Annotated in this window: 14 protein-coding genes and 2 pseudogenes; 3 read left to right on the forward strand and 13 right to left on the reverse strand. The window is 71.2% G+C overall.

What is annotated here, in order from left to right:
* Position 1: 1 nt before the first annotated feature.
* Positions 2-961 carry a GTPase Era gene (gene era / locus ACFSL4_RS02040; RefSeq protein ID WP_381077558.1) on the reverse strand — a complete coding sequence of 320 codons (960 nt, stop codon included), beginning with the start codon at positions 959-961 and terminating at the stop codon, positions 2-4.
* Between the two features lie 167 nt (positions 962-1,128).
* On the opposite strand from era, the gene ACFSL4_RS02045 reads away from it, so the two are divergent.
* Together ACFSL4_RS02045 and ACFSL4_RS02050 are read left to right on the forward strand one after the other, a co-directional pair.
* Positions 1,129-2,457 (forward strand): ammonium transporter, encoded by a 1,329-nt coding sequence (locus tag ACFSL4_RS02045; RefSeq protein WP_381077560.1) that lies wholly within the window; start codon positions 1,129-1,131, stop codon positions 2,455-2,457.
* A complete protein-coding gene (locus ACFSL4_RS02050; protein ID WP_381077562.1) occupies positions 2,454-2,792 on the forward strand; it encodes a P-II family nitrogen regulator in 339 nt (112 codons plus the stop codon). Before ACFSL4_RS02045 ends, ACFSL4_RS02050 begins: the two co-directional genes overlap by 4 nt.
* Here ACFSL4_RS02050 and ACFSL4_RS02055 read toward each other — a convergent pair.
* The 12 genes and pseudogenes from ACFSL4_RS02055 to ACFSL4_RS02110 form a co-directional block, all read right to left on the reverse strand.
* Positions 2,689-3,702: pseudogene (locus ACFSL4_RS02055) on the reverse strand (DUF916 domain-containing protein); the annotation flags it as partial. The gene ACFSL4_RS02050 and the pseudogene ACFSL4_RS02055 sit on opposite strands and share 104 nt — an antisense overlap.
* A 92-nt stretch (positions 3,703-3,794) precedes the next feature.
* Entirely contained in the window at positions 3,795-5,114 is a 1,320-nt protein-coding gene (locus tag ACFSL4_RS02060; protein WP_381077565.1) for a WxL domain-containing protein, read from the reverse strand.
* Positions 5,115-5,318: 204 nt separating this feature from the next.
* Complete coding sequence (locus tag ACFSL4_RS02065; RefSeq protein WP_381077567.1) at positions 5,319-5,789, reverse strand: hypothetical protein; 471 nt, start codon at positions 5,787-5,789, stop codon at positions 5,319-5,321.
* Positions 5,790-6,063: 274 nt separating this feature from the next.
* The gene (locus ACFSL4_RS02070; protein ID WP_381077570.1) at positions 6,064-6,417 is read right to left on the reverse strand and encodes a cytidine deaminase; all 354 of its coding nucleotides are present in this window, start codon (positions 6,415-6,417) and stop codon (positions 6,064-6,066) included.
* A gap of 81 nt (positions 6,418-6,498) precedes the next feature.
* Positions 6,499-6,872: pseudogene (locus ACFSL4_RS02075) on the reverse strand (MmcQ/YjbR family DNA-binding protein).
* Between the two features lie 10 nt (positions 6,873-6,882).
* Positions 6,883-8,190, reverse strand: a complete 1,308-nt coding sequence (locus ACFSL4_RS02080) for a hemolysin family protein (RefSeq protein WP_381077573.1) — start codon at positions 8,188-8,190, stop codon at positions 6,883-6,885.
* Positions 8,187-8,684, reverse strand: a complete 498-nt coding sequence (gene ybeY, locus ACFSL4_RS02085) for an rRNA maturation RNase YbeY (RefSeq protein ID WP_381077576.1) — start codon at positions 8,682-8,684, stop codon at positions 8,187-8,189. Before ybeY ends, ACFSL4_RS02080 begins: the two co-directional genes overlap by 4 nt.
* Positions 8,685-8,696: 12 nt before the next feature.
* Positions 8,697-9,761 (reverse strand): PhoH family protein, encoded by a 1,065-nt coding sequence (locus ACFSL4_RS02090; RefSeq protein ID WP_381077579.1) that lies wholly within the window; start codon positions 9,759-9,761, stop codon positions 8,697-8,699.
* Positions 9,762-9,946: 185 nt separating this feature from the next.
* Positions 9,947-11,203: an MFS transporter gene (locus ACFSL4_RS02095; RefSeq protein WP_381077582.1), complete on the reverse strand. Its 1,257-nt coding sequence runs from the start codon at positions 11,201-11,203 to the stop codon at positions 9,947-9,949.
* The gene (locus ACFSL4_RS02100) at positions 11,200-12,516 is read right to left on the reverse strand and encodes a GH1 family beta-glucosidase (protein ID WP_381077584.1); all 1,317 of its coding nucleotides are present in this window, start codon (positions 12,514-12,516) and stop codon (positions 11,200-11,202) included. The genes ACFSL4_RS02095 and ACFSL4_RS02100 overlap by 4 nt, the downstream gene beginning before the upstream one ends.
* 74 nt (positions 12,517-12,590) lie before the next feature.
* A complete protein-coding gene (locus ACFSL4_RS02105) occupies positions 12,591-12,857 on the reverse strand; it encodes a protealysin inhibitor emfourin (protein ID WP_381077587.1) in 267 nt (88 codons plus the stop codon).
* Between the two features lie 32 nt (positions 12,858-12,889).
* Complete coding sequence (locus ACFSL4_RS02110; RefSeq protein ID WP_381077589.1) at positions 12,890-13,957, reverse strand: M4 family metallopeptidase; 1,068 nt, start codon at positions 13,955-13,957, stop codon at positions 12,890-12,892.
* Positions 13,958-14,304: 347 nt separating this feature from the next.
* On the opposite strand from ACFSL4_RS02110, the gene leuA reads away from it, so the two are divergent.
* A complete protein-coding gene (gene leuA / locus ACFSL4_RS02115) occupies positions 14,305-16,026 on the forward strand; it encodes a 2-isopropylmalate synthase (RefSeq protein WP_381077592.1) in 1,722 nt (573 codons plus the stop codon).
* The last annotated feature ends 60 nt before the right edge of the window (positions 16,027-16,086 follow it).

Genomic DNA, 16,086 nt, shown 5'->3' on the forward strand with positions numbered 1-16,086 from the left:
TTCAGAAGCCCAGGCGCCGCAGCTGCTTCGGGTCCCGCTGCCAGTCCTTGGCCACCTTCACATGGAGGTCGAGGAACACGGGCGTCCCGAGCAGCGCCTCGATCTGCTTGCGGGACTTGACGCCGACCTCCTTCAGCCGCTTCCCCTTCGGCCCGATCACGATCCCCTTCTGGCTCGGGCGCTCGATGAACAGGTTCGCGTGGATGTCGAGGAGGGGCTTGTCCGCCGGGCGGTCCTCGCGCGGCAGCATCTCCTCCACCACCACCGCGATCGAGTGCGGCAGCTCGTCGCGCACACCCTCCAGCGCCGCCTCCCGGATCAGCTCCGCCACCATGACCTGCTCCGGCTCGTCCGTCAGGTCACCCTCCGGGTAGAGCGCCGGCCCCTCGGGCAGCAGCGGGATCAGCAGGTCCGCCAGCAGGTCCACCTGCTTGCCCCCGACCGCCGACACCGGAACGATCTGCGCCCACTCGAACCCCAGCTCCTTGCCGAGCCGGTCGATCGCGATCAGCTGCTCGGCCAGGGCCTTGGAGTCCACGAGGTCCGTCTTCGTGACGACCGCCACCTTGGGGGTCTTCCTGATCCCCGCGAGCTCCTTGGCGATGAAACGGTCGCCGGGGCCGATCTTCTGGTCGGCGGGCAGACAGAAGCCGATCACGTCCACCTCGGCCCATGTGGTGCGTACCACGTCGTTCAGCCGCTCGCCCAGCAGCGTCCGCGGCTTGTGCAGACCGGGGGTGTCGACCAGGATCAGCTGCGCGTCCGGACGGTGCACGATGCCGCGCACCGTGTGCCGCGTGGTCTGCGGGCGGTTCGAGGTGATTGCCACCTTCTGCCCGACCAGAGCGTTCGTCAGGGTGGACTTGCCCGCGTTGGGGCGGCCCACGAAACAGGCGAAGCCCGCCCGGTGGACGGCCTGTGTCGGCTCGGATGACTGGCTGCGAACGCTCATGGCGCCCATTCTCCCTGATCCACGAGGCAGCCTCGCACGGCGAGCGCGGCACGGCCCCAGGTGAGGTTCCGGAAACCCCCGCGCAACACGAAACGTCGGCGAAACACATCTGTACGCAACCGGAAACGCACACCCGTGACCCTCGGACGAGCCCCGCACCCCGAGGAGACCCGTCCGTGGAGACCGCCTTCCTGGCCGCCGCAAAGACCCCCGCCCTCGACACCGGCGACACCGCCTGGCTGCTCGCCGCCACCGCCCTCGTCCTGCTGATGACCCCGGGCCTGGCCCTCTTCTACGGCGGCATGGTCCGCACGAAGAGCGTCCTCAACATGCTGATGATGAGCTTCGTGTCGATCGCGCTGGTCACGGTGGTGTGGCTGGCCGCCGGGTACGCGCTCGCCTTCGGCGACGACAGCGCGGGCGGGCTGATCGGCGATCTGCGGCACGCCGGGATGGCGGGCCTGGGTCCCGCGAGCCTTCACGGCACCGTGCCGACCCTCCTGTTCGCGACCTTCCAGCTGACCTTCGCGATCGTCACGGCGGCCCTCGTCAGCGGCGCGATCGCGGACCGGGCGAAGTTCGGGGCCTGGCTCGTCTTCGTCCCCGTGTGGGCCCTGCTGGTATACGTTCCCGTCACTCACTGGGTGTGGGGCCCGGGCGGCTGGATCCTGGAGCGGCTCGGTGCCCTCGACTTCGCGGGCGGCCTCCCCGTCGAGATCACCTCCGGCGCCTCCGGTCTCGCCCTGTGCCTGGTCCTCGGCCCGCGCCTCGGCTTCAAGAAGGACGCCATGCGCCCGCACAACCTGCCCATGGTGGTGCTGGGGGCCGGTCTCCTCTGGTTCGGCTGGTTCGGCTTCAACGCGGGCTCGGCCCTTGGCGCCAACGGCCTCGCCGCGGCGGTCTTCCTCAACACCCTCGCCGCCGGCTGCACCGGCCTGCTCGGCTGGCTGTTCGTGGAGCAGAAGCGGGACGGCCACCCCACCACGCTCGGCGCGGCGTCCGGCGCGGTCGCGGGCCTGGTCGCCATCACCCCGTCCTGCGGCTCGGTGTCCCTGCTCGGCGCGCTGGTCGTGGGCCTCGCCGCCGGTGTCGTCTGCTCGTACGCCGTGAGCTGGAAGTTCAAGCTGAACTACGACGACTCGCTGGACGTGGTCGGCGTTCACCTCGTCGGCGGCGTCATCGGCACCCTGCTCATCGGTCTGTTCGCGGTGCGGGAGATGACGCAGGGGAGCGAGGGCCTGCTGTACGGCGGCGGGCTCGTCCTGCTGGGCAGGCAGGCGGTGGCCGTGGCCGCCGTCGCCGCGTACGCCTTCGCCGTCACCTACGGCATCGGCAAGCTGATCGACAAGGCGATGGGCTTCCGCGCGAGCGAGGAGCAGGAGCACACCGGCCTGGACCTTACGGTGCACGCCGAGACGGCCTACGATCACGGGGTCCTGGGCCATGGCGCCCCGGTCGCCCACTCCGTCTCCTCCGTCACCCAGAAGGTCACGTCCCAGGCATGAAGCTCATCACCGCGATCGTCAAGCCGTTCCGCCTCGACGAGGTCAAGGCGGCCCTGCAGGAACTCGGCGTGCACGGCCTGACCGTGACCGAGGCCAGCGGCTACGGCCGCCAGCGCGGCCACACCGAGGTGTACCGCGGCGCCGAGTACCAGGTCGATCTGGTGCCCAAGGTGCGGATCGACGTCGTCGTCGAGGACGCGGACACCGACGCCGTCATCGACGCGATCGTGAAGGCCGCGCAGACGGGGAAGATCGGGGACGGGAAGGTGTGGGCGGTGCCGGTGGAGTCGGTGGTGCGGGTACGGACCGGCGAGCGCGGCCCCGACGCGCTCTGACCGCGAGCGCCGCCGCCGCGGCCGCCGCCGCGGCCAGTACCGCCACGACCAGCCACGGCAGCGCGAGGAACGACGCGCCGGCCGAGTCGCGCGTCCCCCGCGCGCTCGCCGTCAGCGTGACGTCGCCCCGGTCCAGCTGCGGCGCGTCCCGCCACGGTTCGGTGAGCCGGACGCGCTGGCCGGGCAGCAGCTGCGAGGGGATCCCCGTCAGGCCGCGCGCCAGCAGCGTACGGCCGAACAGGCCCCGCGCCCGCAGCTCCACCCTCGGACTCAGGGTGACGTTGCCCGTGTTGTGCAGCGTGTACGAGATCGCCGCCGTGCTGTTCCCGAGGCCGGGCACCAGCGGCTGGTGGTGGCTGACGCGGACGTCCTCGACGGAGACCGCGGGGAGGGCCGGCCCGCTCACCCGGAGGTAGACGCGGGCGCCGACCGCCCGCTGCACCCCCAGCGCGAGCGGCCCGCCGCCCCTGTCGACGTGATCGTCGAGCGCCACCAGCGCCCCCGGATGGTCGCCCGGTTCGGCGTCCGCGGGCACCCGTAACGTGAACGGCACGCTGATCGACGCGTGGCCGGGGACGGTGACCCGGGAGCGCGCGGGCCTGGCCCACGCGCCGACGCCCCGCATCCTCTCCCGTACCGTGCGCACCGCGAACCCGCCGTCGCGCGCGGTGTTGTAGGCGTCGGCCGCGTAGAGGCGGAAGGTGAGGGGGCGGCCGGTCTTGTTGGCGACGACGACCGTGTCCTCGATCGTCTGCCCGGGATCGGCGGAGAGATAGAAGTAGGGGCGTGCGCCGAGCTTCGAGGAGACGGGGTAGACGGACCAGCCGCCGTTGTCGGCGGCGTGGCAGGGTGCCGCCGCCGCGCTGAGGAACAAGCACAGGAACAACAGGACGACGTACGGCTTGCGCATGGGTGCGGACCCCCGCGGACGTGGTCGGGGTGGACGGGCGGGTGCGGTCCCGCGGGGCGGGCGCCCGGCCACCGGAGGGGTGAGGTGTGCGGTCAGGTCAGGGTCAGCGTCAGCACACCGGAGTACGACCCCGGAGGAGTGAACGCCGGCACGTCCAGCGAGAGCCCGGCGTCGACGGTGAACTCACCACCGGTGAGCGTGCCGTCGGGGGCGGAGGCCAGGGTCGCGCCGGACGTGCCCACCGTGCCCGCCGAACCGGCCAGGCAGGTGCTGGGGCTGCCCGCCTCGGTGGCGCAGGCCGGGGTCCAGCTCAGCCGGCCGGCGTCGATCGTCGCGCCCGGTCCCGCGAAGTCGGTGACCTTGCCGGTCAGGGACCAGCCCGCGGGTCCGCCGCGGAAGTCCTTGACCGTCACCGTCTGCAGGGCCCCCTGCGAGGCCCCGCCCGTGCCGAAGTCGACGGCCGACAACTGGACGGTGTCCGCGGCCTGCGACATCGACAGGGTGCCCGCCTTCACGGTGGTGGTGAGTTTCTGGCTGTCCGCGGGTACGGGGGTGTCGTCCACGACGATGTACGTGGCCGGGCCGGCTCCCTCGTCCTCGCTCCAGGCGCCGCCCTCGTAGGCCACCACACCGGTCGTCGTCCTGTCGCTGACGGTGAGCGCGCCGCTGAAGGCTCCCTGGGCGTCGGCGGTCACGGTCGCCGTGTCCGCGGTCTGCGCGGTGCCGGAGCGCCCGGCGAGGGTGACGGTCGCGCCCGGGGTGAAGTTGCTGCCGGTGACGGTCACGCTGTCACCGGGCTTCCCGGAGGCTGAACTCAGCGTGATCGCACGGTTGTTGACCGGGGTGGTGTCCGCCGCCGTCACGGTCTCGGAGACGGGGGCGGGCGGGTCGGTCACCGTGCAGGGGGTGTCCAGTTCCAGGATGTAGCTGGTGTGGATGTTGTAGTCGCCCGGCGAGAGCGTGATGGCACCGGGCGAGGTGACCGTGAACGTGCCGGTCATGCTGAACGAGGGAAAGGCGCCCTTGCCCGGCACGGGGTCGTTCTTCTTGGGCCCTGTGACGGTGACGTCCCCCGTCTGGGCGCCGCCGAGGGCGACCTTGCCGGTGGGCGTCATGATGTCGGCCGGCAGGGCCAGGTCGGTGGGGTTGCTCGCGGCGGGGGTGACCACCGTGTAGGTCACGGTGACCGTGTCGCCGACCTTGGGGCTGGCGTCGTCCACCGTGATCTTCGCGGTGGTGGTGCCGTCGATCGGCGGGATTCCCGCGATCGCGGGCGGGATGCAGTGGGTGGCGAAGGCCACCTCCTGCGGGGTGGCACCGGCCGGGCAGGCCAGTGCGCCGCCGCCGGCCACCGCACCGGCGGCCAGCGCGAGCACCGCGGCCCAGCGGCGTCTTCGAATTCCGTAAGCCATCCTTGCCCCCTCGTGTGGTCATGGGCGCAGCGGCTGTTCTGCGCCGGCACGGGGTCATTGATGTGCGGAATGTGTGAGAAGTCAATGGAGATGCCGCAAGTGGTCTGATGCTCCGTCAGTTATGGCCGGGCGATGCGCAAACCGGTGCCGCCCGTGTCCGGGCGGCACCGGCTCACGGTGCCGCGGGTCCGGTGGGACCCACCGTCAGTCGAACACGAACGGGCCCGGAGACTGCGGCCCGGTCGCCGTGCAGGTGATGGTGATGCCGAAGACGGTCATCTTCAGCGAGCCGCCGTACGCCTCCAGACTGTCGCCGGAGGCCACGGTGCCGCTGAGCGGGCCCACGGTGACCGAGCTGCCGGCGGACATGGCGGGGTTCTTCTTGCCGGAGAAGACGGTGGTGCCGCCGCCCGCCTTCACCAGGGTGAGCGTGGACGTGATCGAGTCCTTTGCCAGGCTGATCGGCACGGTCACCGCGGACTGCACGGTGATGGTGGCGGCGGTGCCGCTCTGGGTGGCCGTGAGCGTGGCCGCGCCGCCGCCGAAGCTGCCGCAGTCGGCGGTGATGCTCGCCGTCTGGGGAGTGACGGCGGCCGCGGTCTGGGTGAAGGCCAGGCCGGTCGCGGCGACCGCCGCGAGTAACGCCGTGCCCGTGCCGAGTCGCTTGCCTCTCATTGAAATCCCTTCCCTGGTACGGGAATTGCCATGTGGGGACGCCCAACGGACCGCCGCGGGCCGTGCGCACAGGAGTGTCACGGGACCGCGGTGGGTGCGGAGAGATGCGCGCTGAACGCGGACCGTCCACGGGCGGGGTGCGGCACGCCACGTGACGGCACAACTGACGGTCCGTCGGAAACCAGCGATTCCATTGATGCGCCGGGGCGGTGGGATTGCAAGAGACGCCGGGCGGTTTCTTCAGGGGCCGGGAAAAGTGGCCGAAGTCATACCCTCAGCCCGCGGTCGTCCGCTCGCGGACCGTTCCGTCGGGCCCGGCCACCAGCACCGGCGTCCGAGGCCCACCGAGATCCCGGACGGCCGCCCGGTCCTCCGCGGCGGCGGACTCCGCCTCGGTCACCACGGCCGCCGCCTCCAGCGACTTCGCCCCCGACGCCACCGCCATGGCGACCGCCGTCTGCAGGGCGCTCAGCCTGAGCGAGTCGAGGGCGACGGTCCCGGCGGCATACGTCCGCCCGGTCTCGTCCCGCACGGCGGCGCCCTCGGGCACGCCATTGCGGGCCCGCACCGAACGGGCCAGGGTGACGATCTTGCGGTCCTCGGGGTCGAGCGCATTGCTGTCGGTCATGCCCCGAGCATACGGAGCGGTGCGAACGCCCCGGCCGCTCACCCCGCCACCGGAGTCGTCGGATGGGCCGGGAGGCAGGGCTCAGGGGCGGTCGAGGCGGAGGCGGTCGGCCCGCGGTAGACCGGCGACGACCAGGTCGTACGAGTCCTCGATGAGCTCCCGGACCAGGCGGTCCGGGAGCTCGCCGTCCACCGTGACGGTGTTCCAGCGGTACTCGGGGGTCTGGGGGCCACCCCCGGAGAACGCAGCATGTGCCAGCCGGGGACGATCAGGTCCGGGTACTCGGCGCGCAGCCGGACCGCGTCCTCCGGGTCGCACTTGAGGTTGACCTTCAGGGGCCGGGCGTCCAGGCTCACCAGGGCGAAGAGCCTGCCCTGGACCTTGAAGACCGAGGTCTGCGAGGTGAGCGGGAGGTCCTCCGTGGCGGCGTTGAAGGCCAGGCACAACGCGCGCAGCTCCTGCGGGTCATTCCGGCCTCGGCTCCTCCCCCGGCGGCCCGGCGGGCCCCGCCGGCTCCACCAGCACGGTCACGATCTTGTTCCTGCGGCCTGCCGCGGCCTCCGCGGTCAGCCGCAGCTCACGCCCGTCGGGCAGCTCGACGACCGACGAGGCACCCGCGATGGGCACCCGGCCCAGCGCCTTCGCGAGCAGCCCGCCGACCGTCTCCACGTCCTCGTCGTCGAACGCTTCGAGCCCGTACAGCTCGCCCAGGTCGCCGATGTCGAGACGGGCCGTGACCCGGTAGCTGTCCCCGCCCAGTTCCTCGACCGGCGGCAGCTCACGGTCGTACTCGTCGGTGATCTCGCCGACGATCTCCTCCAGGATGTCCTCGATGGTCACGATCCCGGCCGTGCCGCCGTACTCGTCGATGACGACGGCCACGTGGTTGCGCTCCTTCTGCATCTCCCGCAGCAGGTCGCCCGCGTTCTTGGTGTCGGGTACGAAGGTGGCGGGCCGCATCGCGGTGGCCACCAGTTCCGACTCGGCGTCGCGGCTGATGTGCGTCTTGCGGGCCAGGTCCTTGAGATACACGATCCCCACGATGTCGTCCTCGCTCTCCCCGGTCACCGGGATGCGCGAGAAGCCGGACCTGAGGGCCAGGGTCAGCGCCTGCCGGATGGTCTTGTAGCGCTCGATGACCACCAGGTCGGTCCTCGGCACCATCACCTCCCGGACCAGGGTGTCGCCGAGTTCGAAGACGGAGTGCACCATGCGGCGCTCCTCGGCCTCGATGAGGGACTCCTTCTCGGCGAGGTCGACGAGGGCGCGCAGTTCCGCCTCCGAGGCGAACGGGCCGCGGCGGAAGCCCTTGCCGGGGGTGAGGGCGTTGCCGATGAGGATGAGCAGGGAGGGCACCGGCCCCATCACCCGGGCCAGCGGCACGAGGACGTACGCCGCCGCCGTCGCCGTGTTCAGCGGATGCTGGCGGCCGATGGTGCGAGGGGAGACGCCGACGGCGACGTACGACACGAGGACCATGACCGCGATCGCGACCAGGAGGGCCTCGGCGGTACCGGCGAACTCCTTCAGGCAGGCGTAGGTGACGAGCGAGGCGGCGGCCATCTCGCAGGCGACCCGGACCAGCAGCGCCACGTTCAGATAGCGGGTCGGGTCCGCGGCGACCTGGGCGAGCTTGGCGCTGCCGCGCCGGCCGCTGCGGACTGCCTCCTCGGCGCGGAAGCTGGACACGCGGGCCAGGCCCGCCTCCGCACAGGCGGCCAGCCAGGCGACCACCACCAGAGCGATCGCGCCGGTGACGAGTTGAGGGCTCATGACACGGTGGGCGCCGGCGAGGGGCCGCTCAGCCCCTTCTCCGCGCGCCAGCCGTCCACGATGGCGGCCTGAAGACCGAACATCTCGGCCTTCTCGTCGGGCTCCTCGTGGTCGTAGCCGAGCAGGTGCAGCACACCGTGGACGGTCAGGAGCTGCAGCTCCTCGTCCATGGTGTGCTGCGTCGGTGCCTCGGCGCCCTGCTTGGCGGCGACCTCCGGGCACAGCACGATGTCGCCGAGCAGCCCCTGCGGCGGCTCGTCGTCGTCCTTGGACGGCGGCCGCAGCTCGTCCATGGGGAAGGACATGACATCGGTGGGTCCGGGCAGGTCCATCCACTGGACGTGCAGCTGCTCCATGGCGTCGGCGTCCACGACGATCACCGAGAGCTCGGAGAGCGGGTGGATGCGCATCCGCGCGAGCGCGTAGCGGGCGATGTCGAGGATCGCCTGCTCGTCGACCTCGGTGCCGGACTCGTTGTTGACGTCGATCGACATGGTCGTGCTGGTCTACTTCCCCTTGTGCCCGGCCTTGCCCCGGCCCTTGTGCGTGCCGTTCTGGGTGCCGTGCTTGCTGTCGTACTTCTCGTAGGCGTCGACGATACGGCCGACCAGCTTGTGCCGTACGACATCGTGGGACGACAGCCGGGAGAAGTGGACGTCCTCGACGCCCTCCAGGATCTCCTGGACCTGCCGCAGGCCGCTCCTGGTCCCTTCGGGGAGGTCGACCTGGGTCACATCACCCGTGATCACGATCTTCGAGTCGAAGCCGAGGCGGGTGAGGAACATCTTCATCTGCTCGGGGCTCGTGTTCTGGGCCTCGTCGAGGATGATGAAGGCGTCGTTCAGGGTCCTTCCGCGCATATAGGCCAGCGGTGCCACCTCGATCGTCCCCGCCGCCATGAGCCGTGGGATCGAGTCCGGGTCGAGCATGTCGTGCAGCGCGTCGTACAGCGGGCGCAGATACGGGTCGATCTTCTCGTACAGCGTGCCGGGCAGGAAGCCGAGGCGCTCGCCCGCCTCGACGGCCGGGCGGGTCAGGATGATGCGGTTGACCTGCTTGGACTGCAGGGCCTGCACGGCCTTGGCCATGGCCAGGTAGGTCTTGCCGGTGCCCGCGGGACCGATGCCGAAGACGACCGTGTGCTTGTCGATCGCGTCCACGTACCGCTTCTGGTTGAGCGTCTTGGGACGGATCGTGCGACCGCGGGACGACAGGATGTTCTGCGTGAGCACCTGGGCCGGGGTCTCCTCCGGGCCCTCCCCGGTCCCGCCCGCCCGGAGCATGGCGATCGAGCGTTCCACTGCGTCCTCCGTCATCGGCTGTCCGGTGCGGAGCACCAGCATCATCTCGTCGAACAGGCGCTGGATCAGGGCGACCTCACCGGCGTCGCCCACCGCGCTGATCTCATTGCCCCGGACATGGATGTCGGCCGCCGGGAAAGCCTTCTCGATCACGCGCAGGAGGGAGTCTCCAGAACCCAGCACGGTCACCATGGGGTGCTGGGCGGGGACGGTGAAGTGCGCTCTGGCCTGTCCCTCCGCGGGGCTGTGCGCTGTGGGTGTCTGAGTCATGGGCCGGCTCTGAAGGCCGCGATTCCTCCTCCGTACGGCCGCGCTGCTGAGGGCGGCCTCGCGGTTTCAAGAGTACGACGCGGGACTGACAGAGCCGTAGGACTTTTCACCCGGCCGGTGGACGCCGTCCCTCGGACACCGTGCCGTGCCGGGCGGCGCGGACCGGGCGGCCCGCGCCGTCCGGCTCACTTCGTGCCGCGGATCCGCCCCACCAGCAGTGCCCCGCCCAGCCCGATCACCGCCGCCACCAGGTACAGCACGCGATAGCCCCCCAGGTAGGTGACGACCGGCGCGGCCAGGGCGGGGGCCGCGACCTGGGGGAGCGCGTTGGCGACATTGATGACCCCGAGGTCCTTCCCGCGGTCCAGTGCCGTCGGCAGGACGTCCGTCATCAGCGCGAAGTCGACCGATGTGAAGACGCCGAAGCCGACCCCCAGCACCGCCGCCGCGACGATCGCGCCCGGCCAGGTCTGCCAGACGGCCAGGGCCGCCGTCGCCACCGCCATCAGGACGCCCGACCAGATCACGAACGGCTTGCGCCGGCCCACCCGGTCCGACCAGATCCCGCCGGCCACGACCGTGGCCAGCAGCGTGAGGCCGTTCACGGCCGTGAGGACCAGCACGCCCTGCTCGGGATCGCCGCGGTGCAGGCGGTCCCGGAGGTAGTAGAGCAGGTACAGCAGGACGAGCGCGTTGCTGAGATTGATCAGGAAGCGGGTCAGCCAGGCCCAGCCCAGGTCCGGGTGGAGGCGCGGGCTGAGCCAGAAGCCGGCCAGGAAGCCCCGCCAGGACCAGGCGGGGCGGTCCGCCACCGGCAGCCGCAGGTCCTCGTAGGCCATGACGTACGGGAGCACCCCCGCCAGCGTGAACAGTGCGCACGCCGTGTAGCCCGCGCCCACCCCGCCCGCCGCCGCGGCGAGACCGGTGCCCCCGACCACGCCGAGGATCTGCGCCGCGCCCAGCCAGCCGCCCACCGAACCCCGCTGGAGCCGCGGCACCCGGTCCGGCACCGCCGCCGTCACCGCGGCGAAGGCCGCGTTCAGCGTCAGCTGCACCAGGCACCAGCCGAGCGCCATGGTCCACGGCCCGCCGGCGCCCGCCAGCAGCAGGAGCGACGCCGCGCCGCCCGCCGCACCGGCCACGATCCACGGCGTGCGGCGGCCCCGGCGCGCCGTCGTGCGGTCCGACAGCGCGCCGAAGACCGGGTTCGCGACGAGCGACACCACGGCGCCCGCGCCCGTGACCCAGGCCAGCATGGTCTCCTTGGACATGCCGGAACCCGGGGCGAAGTCCTTCGCCTGCGAGGCGAGCAGGATCTGCAGCGGGCCGTACCAGCCCACCCAGATCGCGCCGTTGGCGAGCGACAGGGCGGACGTCCAGCCTCCGCCGACCGGTTCGACGGGCTCGGCGAGGGCGTCCACGGTCCGCCCGGCCGTCGTCATCCCCGCGACCGCAGCCGGTCGCGCAGCCACGCGTAGGACGCCTTGGGGGTGCGCTCCAGCGTCTCGTGGTCGACGTGGACCAGCCCGAAGCGGCGGGCGTACCCCTCGGCCCACTCGAAGTTGTCCATCAGGGACCACACGAAGTAGCCGCGCACGTCGACGCCCGCCTCCAACGCCCGGTGCAGCGCCCGCACATGGCCGTCCAGGTAGGCGACGCGCTCCTGGTCGTCGATGCCCTCGTAGGAGCAGCCGTTCTCGGTGATGACGATCGGCGGGAGCCGGTCGCCGTAGCGCTCGCGGAAGCCGGTCAGCAGCTCGGTCAGCGCCTCCGGCACCACCGGCCAGCCGAAGTCCGTGACCGGGTGGCCCTCGATCTCCCGTACGGAGAAGGGCAGCTCGGCGGGCAGCGTGATGCCGGCGAAATCGATCTCCGCGCCCTGCGGAGCACCCACCTTCGTCGGCGCGTAGTAGTTGATCCCGTACCAGTCGACCGGCTCCGCGATCACCTTCAGGTCGGACTCCACATCGCCCGGCATCAGTTCGCCGATGCCCTCCGGGTAACGGCCCAGCACAAGCGGGTCGGAGAAGAGCCGGTTGAGCAGGACGTCGTAGAACTCCGCGGCCTCCACGTCCTGCGGCGACCCGGACGCGGGCCATGTGGGCCCGTGCGAGTTGGCGATGCCGATGTCGAAGGTGCCGGCCGCGCGCAGGGCCCGTACGGCCAGACCGTGGGCGAGCAACTGGTGGTGGGCCACCGGCAGCGCGTCGAACATCAGCCGCCTGCCCGGCGCGTGGACGCCGAGCGCGTGGCCGAGCAGGGTGTGCTCGGCGGGCTCGTTGAGGGTGATCCACCGGGTGACCCGGTCGCCGAGGCGTTCGGCGACGACGGACACGTACTCGGCGAACCGGGCCGCGGTGTCGCGCTCCAGCCAGTCCAGCGCGACCGGCAGGTCCCAGTGGAAGAGGGTCGGGACGGGCTGCACGTCCGCCGCGCACAACTCGTCCACCAGGCGGTCGTAGAAGTCGAGGCCCCCGGGGGAACCGACCCGGGGCCAGGAGACCGAGAAACGGTACGCGTCCACGCCGAGGTCCGCCAGGAGCGCCACGTCCTCGCGGTAGCGGTGGTAGTGGTCGCACGCCACCGCCGCGGTCGAGCCGTCCTTCACCCGCCCCGGCTCGGCGGTGAACGCGTCCCACACGGAGGGCCCGCGCTCGTCCACCGCGCCCTCGATCTGGTGGGCCGAGGTCGACACGCCCCACAGGAAGCCGGCCGGGAACTGGGGTATCGGGTTCGTCGCCATGCGCCGGATCATCCTTACCGCGGGTAAGGGAAGTCAACGGGCAGGCGCCGACCGGCTGTTCCCCCGCTGGAGGGCGAAGGGGGCGGTCAGGCCCCTTCCTTCAGGACTCTCGAGATCAGCGTCCGCTGTTCCTCGGTGAGCCGGGGATCCGCGCAGTACACGGTCCTGCCGTCCACGGTGATCTCGTAGCTGAAGCCGTCCGGCACACCCGCCGGCGGCGCGCCCCGGCCGCCGGCGAGCGCCCGCTCCGCCAGGACATGCCACTCGGGGGCGTCGGCCCGTCCCGAGGTCTCCACCTCGGCCCGGCGCTCGATGCCCGCGAACCCGCCCGTGCGCCTCACCCGAATACGCATGGGTCCTGTCTAGTACGTGACGGGCGCCGGGGCTACGAGGTGGGCACCCCGACCTGCTCCCACGCCTTGAGGACGGCCTCCTGCTCCTGCCCCCGGTGGTACCGGGCCAGGGCGGCCGCCACGGTCAGCTTCGCGAAGTCGGCGAAGGTCGCCCGAGCCCGCAGCTCCCCGCCGGTCAGCACGTCGTACCAGATCTGTCCGGCCCGCTCCCAGGCGTGCCCGCCGAGTTCGGTGGCGACCAGGTAGAACGCGTGGTTGGGGATGCCGGAGTTGATGTGCACACCGCCGTTGTCCTGGCTGGTGTGCACATAGCCGTCCATCGTCCCCGGCTGCGGGTCCTTGCCGAGCACGTCGTCGTCGTACGCGGTGCCCGGCTTCTTCATCGAGCGCAGCGCCTTGCCGGTGACGCGCGGGGCGAGCAGCCCGGCGCCGATCAGCCAGTCGGCGTCGGCCGCGGTCTGCCCGAGGGCGTGCTGCTTGATCAGCGAGCCGAACACGTCCGACATCGACTCGTTGAGGGCGCCCGGCTGGCCGTAGTAGGCCAGGTTCGCCGTGTACTGGGTCACACCGTGGGTCAGCTCGTGGCCGATCACGTCCACCGGGATGGTGAAATCGAGGAAGATCTCGTTGTCCCCGTCGCCGAACACCATCTGCTCGCCGTTCCAGAAGGCGTTGTCGTAGTTCTCGCCGAAGTGCACGCTCGCGTCCAGCGCCAGCCCCCTGCCGTCGATGGAGTCGCGGCCGTACGCCGTCCGGTACAGCTCGTAGGTGGCGCCGAGGCCCGCGTAGGCCCGGTTGACCGTGGCGTCCCCGCCGGGCTCGTCGCCCTCGCCGCGGACCTTCCTGCCGGGCAGGTCCTGGCGGTGCCCGGCGTCGTAGACGGTGCGGTGCGGCTGGTCGGCGGCGTGCGCGGGCGGCGCCGCCGAGGGGGCCCCGATGACCGTGGTCAGCCGGCGGCGGGTGCGCTCCAGGGCGTCGCGCTCCAGGGTGCGGCGCGCGGGTGTGGCGAGCGCGGAGTCCTCGTGCTGGGCGAGATTGTCGAGGACATGCGGTGGCACGATGGTGCAGAAGGCGGGCTCGTGGCTCCCGTTGCTGGTCATGCCCGGCACCCTTGCACTGCGTTACCGGCCTGTCACTACCTGCAACCATGATCGGTGAAAAGGCGAGGAAGGGGATCGTGCGGTTCGCGGGAAAGTGGTAAGGGGCGGGGTCTGGTGTCTCTGTGAGTTGAGACACTTTATGTCCGGAATGTCACCCCAGTCCCGCATACTGATACGGGCCCGCGCATCCGGCGCGGCTCGGCTAGCATGCGGAGCATCATGCGTTTCGGGCTGCTCCTCCTTAGCTGCCGCGGCGAGGGCCTGTAGTCGAGGCCGACTCCCTCCCCGCGGAGTTCGGCGTTGCGCCGTCGGCCGTCCTTCCGGACCCCACGAGGAGCCCACGCACCATGGCGAACCGCCAGCAGCCCACGTCCATGCCGATCCACAAGTACCGCCCCTACGAGCAGGTCGACATCCCCGACCGCACCTGGCCGGACAAGCGGATCACCCAGGCCCCGCGCTGGCTGTCCACGGACCTGCGCGACGGCAACCAGGCACTGATCGACCCCATGTCGCCGGCCCGTAAGCGCGCGATGTTCGACCTGCTGGTCAAGATGGGCTACAAGGAGATCGAGATCGGCTTCCCGGCCTCCGGCCAGACCGACTTCGACTTCGTGCGCTCCATCATCGAGGAGGAGGGCGCGATCCCCGAGGACGTGACCGTCTCCGTCCTCACCCAGGCCCGCGAGGACCTGATCGAACGGACCGTCGAGTCCCTGAGGGGCGCCCGGCGCGCGAACGTGCACCTCTACAACGCGACGGCCCCGGTCTTCCGCCGGGTCGTCTTCCGCGGCTCCAAGGACGACATCAGGCAGATCGCCGTCGATGGCACCCGGCTGGTGATGGAGTACGCCGAGAAGCTGCTGGGCCCCGAGACCGAGTTCGGCTACCAGTACAGCCCCGAGATCTTCACCGACACCGAGCTGGACTTCGCCCTGGAGGTCTGCGAGGCGGTCATGGACGTCTGGCAGCCCGGCCCGGACCGCGAGATCATCCTGAACCTGCCCGCCACCGTGGAGCGTTCCACCCCGTCCACGCACGCGGACCGCTTCGAGTGGATGCACCGCAACCTCTCCCGCCGCGCGTACGTCTGCCTGTCCGCCCACCCCCACAACGACCGCGGCACCGCGGTGGCGGCCGCCGAGCTGGCCGTGATGGCCGGCGCCGATCGCGTCGAGGGCTGCCTGTTCGGCCAGGGCGAGCGCACCGGCAACGTCGACCTGGTCACCCTGGGGATGAACCTCTTCTCGCAGGGCGTCGACCCGCAGATCGACTTCTCCCACATCGACGAGATCCGCCGCACCTGGGAGTACTGCAACCAGATGGAGGTCCACCCGCGCCACCCCTACATCGGCGACCTCGTCTACACCTCCTTCTCCGGCTCCCACCAGGACGCCATCAAGAAGGGCTTCGACGCCATGGAGGCCGAGGCGACGGCCCAGGGCAGGACCGTCGACGAGATCGAGTGGGCGGTGCCGTACCTGCCGATCGACCCCAAGGACGTCGGCCGCTCCTACGAGGCCGTCATCCGCGTCAACTCGCAGTCCGGCAAGGGCGGCGTGGCCTACGTCCTCAAGAACGACCACAAGCTGGACCTGCCGCGCCGGATGCAGATCGAGTTCTCCAGGATCATCCAGGCGAAGACGGACGCCGAGGGCGGCGAGGTCACGCCGAAGGAGATCTGGTCGGTCTTCCAGGACGAGTACCTGCCGAACCCCGGTAACCCGTGGGGCCGCATCCAGGTCAGGACGGGCCAGACGACCACCGACAAGGACGGCGTCGACACCCTCACCGTCGAGGCCACGGTCGACGGCGAGGACACCGTCCTGACCGGCACCGGCAACGGCCCGATCTCGGCGTTCTTCGACGCCCTGGAGAACATCGGCATCGACGTACGCCTCCTGGACTACCAGGAGCACACCATGAGCGAGGGCGCCTCCGCGCAGGCCGCCTCCTATATCGAGTGCGCGATCGACGGAAAGGTCCTGTGGGGCATCGGCATCGACGCGAATACGACACGTGCCTCGCTGAAGGCCGTCGTCTCCGCCGTCAACCGCGCCACCCGCTGACCCTCTGACCGGCGGCTTCACGGCCCTGCCCGCCCCCGGGGGCGGGCAGGGCCGCGTCGC

It is taken from the genome of Streptomyces caeni (assembly GCF_042678285.1).
Taxonomy (GTDB): domain Bacteria; phylum Actinomycetota; class Actinomycetes; order Streptomycetales; family Streptomycetaceae; genus Streptomyces; species Streptomyces caeni.

What these genes read in the sequence shown, in the direction of transcription:
- era (WP_381077558.1), bottom strand. Translation starts at nt 961, where the DNA reads ATGGGCGCCATGAGCGTTCGCAGCCAGTCATCCGAGCCGACACAGGCC.
- ACFSL4_RS02050 (WP_381077562.1), top strand. Translation starts at nt 2,454, where the DNA reads ATGAAGCTCATCACCGCGATCGTCAAGCCGTTCCGCCTCGACGAGGTC.
- ACFSL4_RS02060 (WP_381077565.1), bottom strand. Translation starts at nt 5,114, where the DNA reads ATGGCTTACGGAATTCGAAGACGCCGCTGGGCCGCGGTGCTCGCGCTG.
- ACFSL4_RS02065 (WP_381077567.1), bottom strand. Translation starts at nt 5,789, where the DNA reads ATGAGAGGCAAGCGACTCGGCACGGGCACGGCGTTACTCGCGGCGGTC.
- ACFSL4_RS02070 (WP_381077570.1), bottom strand. Translation starts at nt 6,417, where the DNA reads ATGACCGACAGCAATGCGCTCGACCCCGAGGACCGCAAGATCGTCACC.
- ACFSL4_RS02080 (WP_381077573.1), bottom strand. Translation starts at nt 8,190, where the DNA reads ATGAGCCCTCAACTCGTCACCGGCGCGATCGCTCTGGTGGTGGTCGCC.
- ybeY (WP_381077576.1), bottom strand. Translation starts at nt 8,684, where the DNA reads ATGTCGATCGACGTCAACAACGAGTCCGGCACCGAGGTCGACGAGCAG.
- ACFSL4_RS02090 (WP_381077579.1), bottom strand. Translation starts at nt 9,761, where the DNA reads ATGACTCAGACACCCACAGCGCACAGCCCCGCGGAGGGACAGGCCAGA.
- ACFSL4_RS02095 (WP_381077582.1), bottom strand. Translation starts at nt 11,203, where the DNA reads ATGACGACGGCCGGGCGGACCGTGGACGCCCTCGCCGAGCCCGTCGAA.
- ACFSL4_RS02100 (WP_381077584.1), bottom strand. Translation starts at nt 12,516, where the DNA reads ATGATCCGGCGCATGGCGACGAACCCGATACCCCAGTTCCCGGCCGGC.
- ACFSL4_RS02105 (WP_381077587.1), bottom strand. Translation starts at nt 12,857, where the DNA reads ATGCGTATTCGGGTGAGGCGCACGGGCGGGTTCGCGGGCATCGAGCGC.
- ACFSL4_RS02110 (WP_381077589.1), bottom strand. Translation starts at nt 13,957, where the DNA reads ATGACCAGCAACGGGAGCCACGAGCCCGCCTTCTGCACCATCGTGCCA.
- leuA (WP_381077592.1), top strand. Translation starts at nt 14,305, where the DNA reads ATGGCGAACCGCCAGCAGCCCACGTCCATGCCGATCCACAAGTACCGC.